Consider the following 15985-nt stretch of genomic DNA (forward strand, 5'->3'; position numbering starts at 1 on the left):
CAGTAGAGGATTTTAGGTCGTTGGATTTAAATAGGAAGGAAACTAAAACCCAAAGTTTTGCTTATCACTGGTACACCTAAAAATTAGAAGGTGGACCGAACTTGGTGGGCATTTTAAATAGCAAGTTTGACATTACAACCGCACCTGAAACCTACTGGATGGTTTTATCGGTCTACCTTTACAAAAAGAAAGGACTCCGAACTCAGTGGGTATCTTTATCTATGGCATTAGGGAGAGATCCTTTGGGTGAATGTAGCTAAAGCCTTTAAGGGACTTTTCTGTCTATGTGGAAAACATTCAACAAATGAAAGGGAGATCATGACTGAGACACCAAAATATACCGAAGAGCAAGTGGCAACTATTAAAGATAGGATTCTTGAGGCCCTGGAAACGGTTATTGACCCAGAGTTAGGTATTGATATTGTTAATTTAGGCTTGATTTACGAAATCCGTTTTGATGACAATGGGCATACAGAGATTGACATGACTCTTACGACGATGGGGTGTCCGCTGGCTGATTTACTGACAGATCATATTCACGATGCCATGCGAGATGTTCCAGAAGTAACCAAGACCGAAGTAAAGTTGGTCTGGTATCCTGCTTGGACAGTAGATAAAATGAGTCGTTATGCCAGAATTGCATTAGGTATTCGCTAATATCATCATCAAGGGATGAAATATTCCCTTTTTTGATGTAAAATAAAGACGTTAAAAGTAGTAACCATTCAATAATGATAAAGACACTTACTGAATAAAGTAAGATGGTTTGCTTATGAATAAGGAGAAACGATGATTTTAATTACGGGAAGCAATGGGCAACTAGGAACAGAACTTCGTTATTTATTAGATGAACGACATGTGGATTATGTAGCTGTAGACGTTGCAGAGATGGATATTACAGATGCTGATAAAGTAGAAGCGGTTTTTGCACAAGTAAAACCAACTCTAGTCTATCATTGTGCTGCTTACACAGCAGTTGATGCAGCAGAAGATGAAGGCAAAGCATTAAACGAAGCCATTAACGTGACAGGTTCAGAAAATATTGCTAAAGCTTGTGGTAAATATGGTGCCACACTTATCTATATTTCGACGGATTATGTATTTGATGGCAATAAACCTGTAGGTCAAGAGTGGCTAGAAACTGACGTTCCAGATCCTCAGACAGAATATGGCCGCACAAAACGGTTGGGGGAATTAGCGGTAGAACAATATGCAGAGCACTTCTATATCATTCGTACGGCCTGGGTATTTGGGAATTATGGGAAAAACTTTGTCTTTACCATGCAGCAGCTCGCTGAAAAGCACCCACGTTTAACAGTTGTCAATGACCAGCATGGTCGCCCAACCTGGACAAGAACTTTGGCAGAATTCATGTGCTATTTAGCAGAAAATCAAAAAGCCTTTGGTTATTACCATTTATCAAACGATGCGAAGGAAGACACCACTTGGTATGATTTCGCTAAAGAAATCTTAAAAGGCAAAGCAGTTGAGGTTGTGCCAGTTGATTCGTCTGCCTTTCCAGCCAAGGCTAAGCGACCTCTAAATTCAACAATGAATCTTGATAAAGCAAAAGCAACTGGTTTTGTGATTCCAACATGGCAAGAAGCTTTGAAGGAATTCTACCAACAAGACCGTCACCAATAAGGCAGTGAAAGAGAGTTAGTCTAAGGAGACTGGCTCTCTTTCATTGGTTTAAGGTCGCATTGGGCCGCTAAATGTGGTATAATGTTACTGATTATATTTTAAAATGGGGTAGTATGCAATGCAGGATGTTTTCATCATTGGTAGCAGAGGGTTACCAGCAAAATATGGTGGCTTTGAGACCTTTGTCGAAGAATTAATTAGCCACCAATCAGCTAAAAACATTCGTTATCACGTTGCTTGTTTAAGCAATACGAAGCATAAGCTTCATTTTGACTACAAGGGGGCAGATTGTTTTTACCTTAATCCCCCAAAACTTGGACCTGCTAGAGTTATTGCCTATGATATGATGGCTACTGCTTATGCCTTATCTTATTGTGATCAGCATCAGATTAAGAAACCTATTTTTTATGTTTTAGGAAATACCATAGGTGCCTTTATTGCTCCTTTTGTCAAACAAATTCATGACAGAGGTGGTCGCTTTTTGATTAATCCAGATGGTTTGGAATGGAAACGTTCCAAATGGTCAAGACCAGTTCAAGCTTATTTAAAGTTTGCTGAAAAACAGATGACCAAGTATGCTGATTTGGTTATTTCAGATAATAGCGGTATTGATCGTTACCTTAAACAGGTTTATCCTTGGTCAAAAACGTGTTTTATTGCTTATGGAACGGAGACCACGCCTTCAAGTTTGACAGCAACTGACAGTAAGGTTAAGGCTTATTTCCAAACCTTTGGCATTAAAGAAAAAGAATATTATTTAATTCTAGGACGATTTGTTCCCGAAAATAATTACCAGACAGCCATCAAAGAATTTATGGCATCGTCATCCAAACGCGATTTAGTGATTATTTGCAATCATGAAGGTAATCCTTATTTCAAGCAGCTGCTTGCTGAAACAGGTTGTGATGAAGATCCTCGTATTAAGTTCGTTGGAACACTTTATGATAAGGAATTGTTGACCTATATTCGTGAAGAAGCTTTTGCTTACATTCATGGACATGAAGTTGGGGGAACCAACCCTGGTCTTTTAGAAGCGTTAGCCCATACCAACCTTAATTTGGTGTTGGGGGTGGATTTTAATCAGTCAGTGGCACGTTCAGCTGCTTTTTATTGGACTAAAGAAAAAGGTCAATTAGCTGAGTTGATTAATCAAGTGGATACAGGTCTTGATGATATTGCCTTAGGCAAAAAAGCCAAGGCTATTATTCAGGAACACTACACTTGGGAAAAAATTGTTGGGGAGTACGAGGCTTTATTTTTAGATGAACATTAACATTTTATTGTCCACTTACAATGGGGAACGCTTCTTAGCCGAACAGATTCAGAGCATCCAGAAACAAACTATCAAGGATTGGACCTTGTTGATTAGAGATGATGGATCCACAGATAGAACACCCGACATTATTCGCGAGTTTGTCAAACAAGATCAACGTATTCAGTGGATTAATGAAAATCAGATTGAAAATTTCGGGGTTATTAAGAATTTTTATACCCTCCTAAAATATCAAGCAGCTGATGTTTATTTCTTTAGTGATCAAGATGACATTTGGCTAGAAGATAAATTAGAAGTGACCTTGTTGGAAGCACAAAAACATGATTTATCGAAGCCGTTATTGGTCTACACGGACCTAAAAGTCGTCAATCAACAATTAGAAATAACCCACGCCAGCATGATTAAAACCCAATCTGCTCACGCCAATACTACCTTGCTTCAAGAGTTAACTGAAAATACGGTAACAGGTGGGACCATGATGATTAACCAGGCCTTGGCAAAGGAGTGGAACACGTGTGAAGGGCTCTTAATGCATGATTGGTACTTGGCTTTAGTAGCTGCAGCTAGAGGAAAGTTGGTCTATCTAGATATTCCAACGGAACTCTATCGCCAACACGATGCCAATGTACTGGGGGCTAGAACTTGGTCTAAGCGAATGAAGCATTGGCTAAGACCTCATCAACTTATCCGAAAGTATTGGTGGCTGATTACTTCTAGTCAACAGCAGGCCCAATTATTATTAGATTTACCACTACAACCAAAAGATCGTGATATGGTAGAAGCATATGTTTCGTTATTGAGCAAGTCATTGACTAAACGGTTGGCTACCTTAAAAACATACGGCTTTCGTAAAAACCGTGCCTTTCATACCTTAGTTTTTTGGAGCCTAGTCATCACCCTATTTGGTTACAGGAGAAAATAAGAATGAATTTTTTAACAAAGAAAAACCGCATTTTACTGAGAGAAATGGTAAAAACGGATTTTAAATTACGCTATCAGGGAAGCGCTATTGGTTATTTATGGTCTATTTTGAAGCCACTGATGATGTTTACCATTATGTACTTAGTGTTTATTCGTTTCCTTCGTTTAGGTGGAAACGTTCCACACTTTCCTGTAGCTTTGTTGTTGGCTAATGTTATCTGGTCGTTTTTTTCAGAAGCAACAAGTATGGGTATGGTATCTATTGTATCCCGAGGAGACTTATTGCGAAAATTGAACTTTTCTAAACACATCATTGTTTTTTCAGCCATTTTAGGTGCTTTGATAAATTTTCTGATAAATTTGGTTGTTGTTTTGATTTTTGCTTTGATTAACGGCGTTACAATTTCAAATTACGCTTATTTTTCTTTCTTTCTATTTGTTGAGCTAGTGGTTTTCGTAGTAGGAATTGCACTATTACTCTCTACAGTATTTGTTTATTATCGTGATTTAGCTCAAGTCTGGGAAGTCCTACTGCAAGCAGGAATGTACGCTACACCAATTATCTATCCAATCACGTTTGTTTTAGAGAGGCATCCTCTTGCTGCGAAAATCCTCATGTTAAATCCAATTGCACAGATGATTCAGGATTTCCGCTATTTACTTATTGATAGAGCAAATGTTACTATTTGGCAGATGTCAACAAATTGGTTTTATATAGCTATTCCTTATCTTATACCATTTATTTTATTATTTATTGGTATAACCGTTTTTAAGAAAAATGCGACTAAATTTGCGGAGATTATTTAATGATTAATAATAAAATTGCAGTTAAAGTAGAGCATGTTAGCAAATCTTTTAAGCTTCCAACAGAAGCGACAAAAAGTTTTAGAGCGACACTCGTTAATCGCTTTAGGGGCATTAAAGGATTTACAGAACAACAAGTATTAAAAGACATTAATTTTGAGGTATATAAAGGAGATTTTTTTGGTATTGTTGGTCGAAATGGATCGGGTAAATCAACACTCCTGAAAATTATTTCACAAATTTATGCTCCAGAAAAAGGACAAGTAACCGTAGATGGCAAAATGGTTTCTTTTATTGAACTAGGAGTAGGGTTTAATCCTGAATTAACAGGCCGTGAAAATGTTTATATGAACGGGGCTATGCTAGGATTCACAAAAGAAGAAATTAACGCTATGTATGATGATATTGTGGATTTTGCTGAGTTACATGATTTTATGAATCAGAAGTTAAAAAATTATTCTTCTGGAATGCAGGTCCGCCTAGCCTTTTCAGTCGCCATTAAAGCTCAAGGAGATGTTCTTATCCTTGACGAAGTACTTGCTGTTGGAGATGAAGCTTTTCAACGAAAATGTAACGATTATTTCATGGAAAGAAAAGATAGTGGCAAGACAACCATCTTAGTGACACATGACATGGGAGCTGTCAAAAAATATTGTAATCGAGCGGTACTTATCGAAGATGGTCTTGTTAAGGCTTATGGAGAACCATTTGATGTTGCTAATCAATACAGTGTGGATAATACTGAAGCAAAAGAGGAGTTACAAGATTCTGAAAAAGTTGCCGTATCGGACATTGTTCAACAACTAAGGGTAAATTTGACGTCTAAGCAAAGAATAACACCTAAAGAGATTATTTCGTTTGAGGTTTCATATGAGGTTTTAAAAGATGAACCCACCTATATTGCTTTTTCTTTGACAGATATGGATAGAAATATCTGGGTTTATAATGATAACTCCTTAGATCAGTTAGTAGAAGGGATAGGGAAAAAGACTATTTCTTACCAATGTCATTTATCACACCTTAATGATATTAAGCTAAAACTTGAAGTAACTGTTCGAGATAAAGATGGGCAAATGTTACTTTTTTCTACAGCAGAACAGTCTCCTAAAATTATTATTCAAAGGGATGATATAACTTCAGATGACTTTTCTGCTCTTGATTCAGCAAGTGGTCTGTATCAGCGAAATGGACAGTGGACATTTAGTTAATTGTAGTTACCAGGAAGAAAATTATGCATAAAGTTTCAATTATATGTACCAATTACAATAAAGCTCCATGGTTAGGTGAAGCTTTGGATAGTTTTTTGAATCAAAAAACAAATTTCGAAGTAGATATTATTGTTATTGATGACGCTTCTACAGATGAATCAAAAACAATATTAGAAGACTACCAAACAAGGTTCCCTGAAAAAATTACACTGCTTTTTAATGATCATAATTTAGGTATAACTAAGACTTGGATAAAGGCATGTCTTTATGCGAAAGGAAAATATATTGCTAGGTGTGATGGAGACGATTATTGGACAGATGATTCAAAACTTCAAAAACAGGTAGATGCTTTAGAAGCATCTAAGTATTCGAAGTGGTCTAATACAGACTTTGACTTTGTAGATAATAAAGGAAAAGTGTTACACTCTAATGCATTTGAGACAGGGTATATTCCTTTTACAGATACATATGAGAAAGTTTTGGCGCTTAAAGGGATGACAATGGCTTCTACTTGGGTTGTTGATGCCGAACTCATGAGATTTGTTAATCAAAAAATTAACATTGAAACACCCGATGATACTTTTGATATGCAATTAGAGTTGTTTCAATTAACGTCGCTAACTTATATTAATGATTCAACAACAGTTTACAGGATGACTTCAAATTCTGATTCTAGGCCAGCTGATAAAAAAAAAATGATTCATCGAATAAAACAGTTGCTTCAAACACAAGTGTCCTACTTAGATAAATATCCTCAAGCGAACATACCGCAAATCGCTAATTTATTAATGGAGCAAGATGGTAAAAATGAATTGCGTATTCATGAACTAAGCTGTTTGATAAATGATTTACGACAAGAACTCAATGAAAAAAGAGAACAGCAAAAAGAAAGAGAATTCGAGATAAAAGAGATAATAGAAAATCAGAGTCGACAAATTTGTGAATTGACACATCAATATAACTGTGTCATTAATTCACGTCGTTGGAAGTACCTGTCAAAACTCATTGATTTTATTAGGAGAAAAAAATGAATCGTGTTTTATTATATGTTCACTTTAATAAATACAATAAAGTCAGCAAGCATATTTACTATCAATTAGAAAAATTGAGACCACTCTTTACAACAGTTGTTTTTATTTCAAATAGTAAAGTGGAACAAAAAGAGTTAGAAAACTTACAAAAACAGAGACTCATTGATTCTTTTATCCAACGAGAAAACAAGGGGTTTGACTTTGCTGCTTGGCATGACGGCATGATGAAAAGTGGTTTTGACGACCTGAAATTATGTGATTCTTTGACTATTATGAACGACACGTGTTTTGGACCATTATGGGAAATGGAACCCTATTTTGAAAAATTCGATAACAATCAGTCAGTAGATTTTTGGGGACTAACTAATAATAGAAAAACAAGTAGCTTTAAGGAACACATTCAAAGTTATTTTATCACCTTCAAGCAACATGTTATTCAAAGTGATGCTTTTCTAAACTTTTGGAAAACGATTAAAGAATATGATGACGTTCAAGAAGTTATTCAAAAATATGAAACTCAAGTAACAACAACTCTTTTGGAGGCTGGTTTTAATTATCAGACCGTCTTTGACACAAGAGAGGTTGATTCTTCATTTATGTTACATCCGGATTTTTCCTATTATAATCCAACAGCAATTCTTCAACATCGTGTACCATTCATTAAGGTTAAAGCAATTGATGCTAATCAGCATATTACCCCATATTTACTGAATATGATAGAAGAAGAAACCACATATCCAGTAGGCCTTATCATTTCGCACATGTCACAAGTTGGTTTACCAGATGCAAAGTACCTTCTGGCAAGAAAGTATCTTCCTTTTGAATCACTGGTAACACAGAATGTTCCAAGAATTGCTGTCCATCTCCACGTGTTTTACGTTGATTTACTAAATGAATTTCTGGAAGCTTTTGATTCTTGGGAATTTCAGTATGATCTTTATATTACAACCGATACTAAAGAAAAAAAGGAAGCAATTGAAAAACTATTAGTACAATCAAATAGACATGCTCATTTATATGTTACTGGTAATGTCGGGAGAGATGTTCTACCAATGCTTTTATTAAAGGATAAATTGCGTGATTATGACTATATTGGTCATTTTCATACGAAAAAATCAAAAGAAGCGGATTTTTGGGCAGGAGAGTCTTGGAGAAAAGAGTTAATCAATATGTTGATTAAACCGGCTAATGAAATTGTGAGAAGTTTTGAGAATAATGACATTGGCATAGTGATTGCAGATATACCAAGTTTTTTCCGATTCAACAAAATTGTTGATGCATGGAATGAACATCTTATAGCTCCTGAGATGATGCGTTTATGGCAAGAAATGGGCTTAAAAAAAGAAATTGACTTCCAAAGTATGGATACTTTTGTGATGAGTTATGGAACGTTTGTATGGTTTAAATTTGATGCTCTCAAGCCGTTGTTTGACTTAGATTTGACTGTTGATGATATTCCGAAAGAACCCTTACCTCAAAACTCAATTTTACATGCTATTGAGCGATTATTAGTTTATATTGCATGGGATAGGTTTTATGATTTCCGAATTGTCAAAAATTCTTATGATCTTAGTCCTTTTATTGAAAATAAGCTTCTCAATTTGCGCGAAAGTGGTGGAGCTCGAACCTACGTCAATTTTGATCATATGGGTGGTATCAAAGGAGCGTTAAAATATATTATTATTGGCCCAGCCCGAGCTATGAAATATATTGTGAAACGAGTCTTAACGAGCAAGAGGTAAAATAGAAGTGAATCTTATAGGTAGAGGAATAGCATAACGATATGAAAAAAGATTTATTAGTAATGATTCCAGCATATAATGAGGAGGAATCAATTAAGCGCGTTGTAGAAAACTTGAAGACAAATTATCCGCAGTATGATTACCTTGTCATTAATGATGGTTCTTCTGATAAAACATCCAGCATATGTCATCTAAATGATTATAATATTATTGATTTACCAGAAAATTTAGGTTTGTCTGGTGCTATTCAAACTGGTTTTAAATACGCCTTTAAGAAAGGGTATGATAGAGCATTACAGTTTGATGCGGATGGTCAACACTTGCCTCAGTATATTGAATTACTAAGTAAAGCAATTGATGAGGGAAATGATTGTGTCATAGGTTCACGTTTCGTGAATGTTGAGAAGCATAAATCATTAAGAATGCTAGGAAATAGTTTAATTAGTCTTTTTATCAAGTTGACTACAGGAAAAACAATTACAGATCCAACTTCAGGAATGAGAATATTCAATAAAAAACTGATTGAAATTTATGCCACTAATATTAACTATACTCCTGAACCAGATACAATTTCTTATTTAATCCGTCAAGGATATAAGGTTTCAGAGGTTCAGGTTCAAATGAACGAACGAATAGCTGGTCAATCATATCTCACATTGTCAAGATCAATTAAGTATATGATTCACATGTTTATTTCGATTATTCTAATTCAGAATTTTAGAAAGAGGTAGAAAATGCATATTAGTTTGCAATTAATCTTAATAGTAGTGGCATTCTTGACAACACTTTTCATGATAGATAGTATTCGAAAATCTAAAATTTTAATTGAAGATAGTTTTTTTTGGCTATTTTTCTCTCTAATTATTCTCTTGTTATCTATCTTTCCGGGCATGGCAGTATTTTTCTCTGACCTGTTAGGGTTTGAGTCTCCTGCTAATTTTGTTTTTTTATCTATTATATTTTTGTTAATCATCAATCAGTTTTTCATCACTAAAAAATTATCACTTACGGAGATAAAACTAAAAAAGACGATTCAATATTTAGCTCTCAAAGAGAAAGTAGAAGACGCTAACAAAAACTAACTATAAAAAAGTAGAGGAAGATAATTATTTAGAGGAAAAGGAAAAGACTATGTTAGAGATCGTAACCAGTAGATTGCATAATATACCAAAGACAGTTGCAATATTACTAGGATCATTTGCAGTATTTGTGGCTTTATATGGTAAGTCAATGGATTTACCAATAACATTCTTAGTGATTCTATTTTTAACATCATTAGTTTTAATGACGTTTTTACCCTCTAAGATTGAAGTAGCGACACTATTAATTATTGCTATTATGGGGACAATTGCTGCTTTTATTTCGCCAATTAATGATATTCCGGATGAGAGAGTACATTTTGCTAGGGCTTTATATTTATCTGAAGGGAATATAAATTTGTCTAACGATGACTCTAAATTAGTCGTTTCAGATGATATCAATATCATTGATCATAATACTGGGAAGCCATTACAGCACCAACTTTGGTTGAAAGACAAAACACAAGAAATGATTTCATTTAAGGAAATCAGATCAACTAATGGGTATTATAATTTTTCTTATATTCCTCAAGCTATTGGTTTAGTTCTAAGTAAATACTTAGGCCTTCCAATTGGCATAGCTTATCTCTTGGGCCGTATATGCAATGTGTTAGCATACGGACTGTTGGTATACATTGCTTTAAAAATAGCAGATAAAGGTCAACAATTACTAGCTGTTGCTAGTTTGTTACCAATGAACATATATATTGCTGGTTCTTTTAATCAGGACGCTGTTTCTTTAGGGATAATTATCCTAACAATCTCGCTATTTGTCAGGATAATAACTATTTCAAAAATAAAGATATCTTATTTACTATTTTACACACTGCTTTGTTCAGTCATTGCTTTTACTAAATTACCTTACATTCTATTAATTTTTCTGCTTGTTTTTATACCGTCTGATAAGTTTGAAGAAAAAAAATATCAGGTATTGTTCTTTAAGTTGTTGAGTATCTTAACAGTATTACTTGTGACAGTTATCTGGCTTAAATTGTATGGTCAGATTAAATCTCCGCAGATTGATATGGCAGAATTTCTTCAGAGAGTTAATTTAAAACAACAATTGATTAGTATTATAAAACATCCTATTTCATATGGGGCCACTTTACTGAAGCATACTCTTCTTCATTTAATCAATCCAGTAGGTATTGAGGTTTTTGGACCCTTATCTTATGGGATGACAGAATTATTTCCACTAAGTATGGTTTATTATGCCATGGTGGTTATCAATAACGCTAATAAAGTAAAGGTTAGCTCCTTATCTCGAGTAGGAATGGGTCTGATATCTTTTGGTATAATTGGGGGAATTGTATTAAGCTTATATTTAACTTTTACCCCGGTTGGAGAAGCGACTGTGTTAGGAATTCAAGATCGTTACTTCTTAGGAATCATTCCTTTAATGTTTATATGGCTATCTTTTAATAACAAGAGGTTTGAAAAGTGTCAGAATATATTATCTGACCGTCAAGTTGCCACATGCTCCTTAATCTTTATCTTAGCAATGATTATTAGGGTAATGTTACAATATTATACTTAAAATAAGGGAGATATTTTGAAAACAGTCGCTATTTTTACGGCTTTTGTAAGCCCTCACTTAGGTGGTGTTGAGCGATATACTGAGAAAATTGCTCAACAACTTATTAATCAAGGCTATAGGGTTATTATTGTCACTACTAATAGTCATGAATTATTGGAACTTGAAAATAGTCATATGATGACTATCTATAGATTCCCCTCTAAAAGCCTATTTAAACAACGTTATCCTATTTTTAATAAAAACAACATCTACAAATCCATGTTTGAAAGATTGAAAAAGGAGAATATTGATTTTATCATCTGTAATACACGTTTTTATTTGACCACACTGATGGGATTAAAAATGGCTAAACTTAAAAATATCCCTGGAATTGTTATTGAACATGGAGGAGGATATGTTCAAGTTGGGGAAAATGTAAAAGGGCATATGGTCTTGGATTCATGTGCTAAAATCTATGAACATGTCATAACATTTTTAATCAAAAGGTATCATCCGAACTTTTATGCCGTCTCAAAAAGAAGCATGAGTTGGCTTAAAAAGTTTGGGATTAAAGCTTCAGGAGTTATTTATAATTCAGTTGATTCGAGTCTTTATACCCAGTACAAAAATAAATCATATCTCTCAGGACTTGAAGACAAAATTATTATTTCATTTGCAGGTAGAGTTATCAAAGAGAAAGGGGTGCTTCTTTTATTAGAGGCTTTTGAACGACTAAATAACAGAGAAAATGTCGTCCTCGTTATTGCTGGAGATGGCCCCTTGTTAGAAGAACTTCGATTGCAATATCAAGATGATTTCTCTATTATATTTACTGGGAAGCTAAACTTTGATCAAACGATGTCTCTGATGTCTCAATCCGATATTTTTGTTAATCCCTCTGTATATGCTGAAGGACTTCCAACAGCGGTTTTAGAAGCTGGGATGTTAAAATGTGCAGTATTGGCAACCGATAGAGGTGGTGTTGTGGAAGTCATTACGGATAATTCTAAAGGTGTTATCATTGATGATTCGATAGATTCTATCAAAAAGGAACTAGAGTTATTAATAACAAACGAGTCACAGCGTTCGAAACTCCAAGAAGAAATTCATTATCAGGTCTTTAAGCACTTTACTTGGGAAGTTACAGTTCAAAGCCTAATTGCAAACATTCTAGAGTCAGACTAGAAAGATGTTGATCTTTAGGCTATGAAAGGAAGATGAAATTATATTTAAGAAATCGATGTTAGATTATTGTAAAAAAAATAAAAAAGAAGTACTTGATATTATATTGTTTAGTATTTTATCTTTCTATTTAATTATTTTCATTGTTACAAAAAACAATTTATCCGTTGTTGCTTACAGTGCTAATATTGCTATAGTTGTGTTATTTGGGATGTTTTGTTTATTGTTTAAACATGCTTCAAGCAGAATGTTTATCATTTCCTTGATTGTATCAGCTTATAGCATTATAAGTAATACTTATGTAACTTTAGCTATATATAAAAATAAAAAGCACTTTTCGCTTCATTACCAGGATTTTCAAACCCTTTTATTAACAATAGGGGTTTTGCTGAGCTTAATCATCATAAGTTTGCTTTGTAAAAAATACCTACTGAGAAGAGATTTTCAATCCAGCGTGATAACAAAAGCAATAATATTAAGTCAAAGTTTCTCAGTAATAGCTTTAAGCAACCCTTTATTTACTAAGATAGTAGGTCAAAATAATTATTGGCCAATTGGAACACAAACAAATGTGTTTCCTCGGAATCTGTTAAATTATAGTTTTGTCTCCTTTCTTTTGTTGTTTCTAGTTTACTATGTGATTGTAACTGCTGCTAATAGTATCCTAGATAAACAATTTAGATTGAGATTATCAGGTGCTATAAGTTTATTATTGGCTATCATATTTAACTACTATATTCAGGCTGGGATTACAACATACGGAGAATTTCAAGGGAAATATATCATATCAGGAGCCACGCTCTTTCAGGTAGTTATTTTAAGTTTACTGTTCCTTACGATTTTCTTAGTGAGTAACAACTTTATTATTGGGTTAAGTCTAAATCTTTTTATAGCAACAGCTATTAGCATTGTTAACTTGGAGAAATATAAACAGCGAAATGAGCCGCTATTGTTTTCTGACTTAAAATGGATTAGAGAAATCAAGTTTTTTATTAATTATATTAGTTTTTGGCAGATAATTGGTTTTATTTTAGTTACTATAATTGCAATAGTACTGGTTTATTTTTTGCATCAAAGACTCTTTTCTACTAAAATTGTGGAAACCGTAAAATCGAGAATGATGTTACTTGCTTCTATAGCGCTAACATTTTTAACTATATTATTCGTTTTCAGTCGAAATGATAATGGTGAAATTGATAAAAATATTCCTGTCCTATCTTCTGTTTATAATGTTTTTGATATTGACTGGTATGGTTTAACCACAAACGCAAGGTTTCAATCATTAAGTTTTGTCTGGTTGAAACAATTAACAACAAGTACCATCAATAAACCCAAAAATTATAATCAACAAGCCATAGAAGAAATTTATAAAAAATATCAGTTATTAGCTGATGATATCAATAAAAAGCGGCAAAATAATATTTCTGATCAAACAGTCATTTACATATTGAGTGAAAGTTTTGCTAACCCGAACCGTATCAAGAACATATCACTATCTAAAGATCCGATTCCAGAAATAAATCATATTATGGAAAGTACTACTGGGGGGCTAATGCACTCAGACGGTTATGGCGGGGGAACAGCCAATATGGAATTCCAGAGTTTGTTTGGCTTACCCAAGTATAATTTTAACCCAACAGTTTCTATTTTATATTCAGATGTTTTCCCAAAATTAAAGTATCTTCCAGCAATCAGTAATGAGTTCGCTGAAAAAAATAGGATTGCTTTACATCTTGCCAATGCAAATAACTATTCTCGTAAGATTGTTTATGATAAGCTACACTTTTCTAAGTTTATAGCAACAGAAAATACTAAGCAAAAACCTGAGCATTTAATTAGGATGAGTTCTAGCTACAGTGACCAGTCTACTTACCAAAATATTCTTGATAATATAGATCCTGAACAAAGTCAATTTTTCTCTGTGATTACCATGCAGAATCATGGGCCCTGGTATACTGAGGTTAGAGATATCAATGCAAAACTCGATGATCTTACTCATGCCGAGAATGAAAATTTACAAAATTATGTTAATCTGTTGCATTTAACAGATGGTTATACCAAGTCATTTTTAGAAGAATTACAAAAGATTGATAAGGAAATCACAGTTGTTTTTTATGGAGACCATTTGCCTGGTTTTTATCCAGAAAAAACATTTGATAGTGATCAAAACATTAAATTTTTAACGGATTACTTTATTTGGAATAATAAAAATAATCCTAAACTAGACCATCCTTATGTTAATTCAAGTGATTTTACACCATTATTGTTAGAACATACAAACTCTAAGGTATCACCTTACTACGCCTTGTTAACCCAAGTTTTAGCAAATAGAAATACCTATGATGGTACTTTTGGCAAAAATAAAAATCAAGTAACTTCGGATTTGAAATTGATACAGTATGATTTAATAGAGGGAAGAGGCTATTTACGCTCTTACCCGAAATTTTTTGAAATAAATAACTACTAAAGCAGGAAAGATAGATGGTAGGTATAAAATGAGTAAAATTTTAGTAACAGGTGGTGCAGGCTATATCGGTTCTCATACCTGTGTTGAATTATTGGGAAAAGGGCACGAACTAATTGTTGTTGATAATTTAGAGAATGCTAGTTCTAAAAGCTTACAAGTTGTTGAAAAACTGACAGGAAAAAAAATAATATTTTACCAAACCGATATTTTGGATGAGGCTGGTCTAGATGCTATTTTTAGTCAGCATGACATCTCAGCCGTTATTCATTTTGCGGGTTTAAAAGCGGTAGGTGAATCAACACAAATCCCTTTAAAATACTTTACAACAAATATTTCTGGTACCTTGACCTTGCTACGTGTTATGGCTAAATATCAGTGCAAAAACATTATCTTTAGCTCGTCAGCTACAGTCTATGGTGACCCTCATAAAGTGCCTATTACAGAAGATTTTCCTCTATCCGTAACGAATCCTTATGGTCGTACCAAATTGATGGTTGAAGAAATCTTAAAAGACTTGTATCAGTCAGATAAGAGTTGGAATATTGTGATTTTACGTTATTTCAACCCTATCGGGGCACATCAGTCTGGAGAACTTGGTGAAGATCCAACAGGTGTTCCTAATAATCTTGTTCCTTATGTTACTCAAGTGGCAGTTGGTCGTTTAGAACGTATTGGTGTTTTCGGAGATGATTACAACACTCCTGACGGGACAGGCATTAGGGATTATATTCATGTGGTTGACCTTGCCAAAGGACATGTGGCTGCGCTGAAAAAATTGGTGCCAGAGTCTGGTCTATCTATTTATAATTTGGGAACTGGACAAGGTTATTCTGTTTTAGAGGTGGTTAAAACCATGTCTGAGGCTGTTGGTAAGGATATTCCTTATCAAATTCTTCCAAGACGTACTGGGGATATTGCCGTTTGCTACTCCGATGGAACTAAAGCCAAAGAAGAACTGGATTGGCAGGCAAACTATGATATCAAACGGATGTGTGAAGACCAATGGCGCTGGCAAAGCAAACATCCGGACGGTTTTAAGGATTAGAGGTTATCTGACGAAGGGTATTTAGGATTAGCAGTTACCTTATTTATGGATTAAATAGGAGTAACTGCTAATT

At 34.2% G+C, this 15985-nt stretch carries 14 protein-coding genes; all 14 read left to right on the forward strand.

The window, feature by feature from the left end:
• Window positions 1–318 precede the first annotated feature (318 nt).
• On the forward strand, window positions 319–657 hold the full coding sequence (locus DYD17_RS04415) for a metal-sulfur cluster assembly factor (RefSeq protein ID WP_037585100.1): 339 nt from the start codon (window positions 319–321) through the stop codon (window positions 655–657).
• A 132-nt stretch (window positions 658–789) separates the two neighbouring features.
• Entirely contained in the window at window positions 790–1644 is an 855-nt protein-coding gene (gene rfbD, locus DYD17_RS04420) for a dTDP-4-dehydrorhamnose reductase (RefSeq protein ID WP_003050159.1), read from the forward strand.
• A 118-nt stretch (window positions 1645–1762) separates the two neighbouring features.
• A complete protein-coding gene (cps2T, locus tag DYD17_RS04425; RefSeq protein WP_115252780.1) occupies window positions 1763–2917 on the forward strand; it encodes a beta 1-4 rhamnosyltransferase Cps2T in 1155 nt (384 codons plus the stop codon).
• Complete coding sequence (locus DYD17_RS04430) at window positions 2907–3839, forward strand: glycosyltransferase family 2 protein (RefSeq protein ID WP_115252781.1); 933 nt, start codon at window positions 2907–2909, stop codon at window positions 3837–3839. The genes cps2T and DYD17_RS04430 overlap by 11 nt, the downstream gene beginning before the upstream one ends.
• Before the next feature lie 2 nt (window positions 3840–3841).
• Window positions 3842–4645 (forward strand): ABC transporter permease, encoded by an 804-nt coding sequence (locus DYD17_RS04435; RefSeq protein WP_164549216.1) that lies wholly within the window; start codon window positions 3842–3844, stop codon window positions 4643–4645.
• A complete protein-coding gene (locus DYD17_RS04440) occupies window positions 4645–5850 on the forward strand; it encodes an ABC transporter ATP-binding protein (protein ID WP_003050163.1) in 1206 nt (401 codons plus the stop codon). Before DYD17_RS04435 ends, DYD17_RS04440 begins: the two co-directional genes overlap by 1 nt.
• A gap of 23 nt (window positions 5851–5873) precedes the next feature.
• Complete coding sequence (locus DYD17_RS04445) at window positions 5874–6881, forward strand: glycosyltransferase family 2 protein (RefSeq protein ID WP_115252782.1); 1008 nt, start codon at window positions 5874–5876, stop codon at window positions 6879–6881.
• Window positions 6878–8623 carry a rhamnan synthesis F family protein gene (locus DYD17_RS04450; RefSeq protein WP_115252783.1) on the forward strand — a complete coding sequence of 582 codons (1746 nt, stop codon included), beginning with the start codon at window positions 6878–6880 and terminating at the stop codon, window positions 8621–8623. The genes DYD17_RS04445 and DYD17_RS04450 overlap by 4 nt, the downstream gene beginning before the upstream one ends.
• A 41-nt stretch (window positions 8624–8664) precedes the next feature.
• A complete protein-coding gene (locus DYD17_RS04455; RefSeq protein WP_003050165.1) occupies window positions 8665–9354 on the forward strand; it encodes a glycosyltransferase family 2 protein in 690 nt (229 codons plus the stop codon).
• Between the two features lie 3 nt (window positions 9355–9357).
• Window positions 9358–9705 carry a DUF2304 domain-containing protein gene (locus DYD17_RS04460; RefSeq protein ID WP_115252784.1) on the forward strand — a complete coding sequence of 116 codons (348 nt, stop codon included), beginning with the start codon at window positions 9358–9360 and terminating at the stop codon, window positions 9703–9705.
• A gap of 49 nt (window positions 9706–9754) precedes the next feature.
• Complete coding sequence (locus DYD17_RS04465; protein WP_115252785.1) at window positions 9755–11239, forward strand: DUF2142 domain-containing protein; 1485 nt, start codon at window positions 9755–9757, stop codon at window positions 11237–11239.
• Between the two features lie 15 nt (window positions 11240–11254).
• The gene (locus DYD17_RS04470) at window positions 11255–12403 is read left to right on the forward strand and encodes a glycosyltransferase family 4 protein (RefSeq protein WP_003050168.1); all 1149 of its coding nucleotides are present in this window, start codon (window positions 11255–11257) and stop codon (window positions 12401–12403) included.
• A 55-nt stretch (window positions 12404–12458) separates the two neighbouring features.
• A complete protein-coding gene (locus tag DYD17_RS04475) occupies window positions 12459–14867 on the forward strand; it encodes an LTA synthase family protein (protein WP_115252786.1) in 2409 nt (802 codons plus the stop codon).
• A gap of 28 nt (window positions 14868–14895) precedes the next feature.
• The gene (gene galE, locus DYD17_RS04480) at window positions 14896–15912 is read left to right on the forward strand and encodes a UDP-glucose 4-epimerase GalE (RefSeq protein ID WP_115252787.1); all 1017 of its coding nucleotides are present in this window, start codon (window positions 14896–14898) and stop codon (window positions 15910–15912) included.
• The last annotated feature ends 73 nt before the right edge of the window (window positions 15913–15985 follow it).

Source organism: Streptococcus dysgalactiae subsp. dysgalactiae, assembly GCF_900459225.1.
In the GTDB taxonomy this organism is placed as follows: Bacteria; Bacillota; Bacilli; order Lactobacillales; family Streptococcaceae; genus Streptococcus; species Streptococcus dysgalactiae.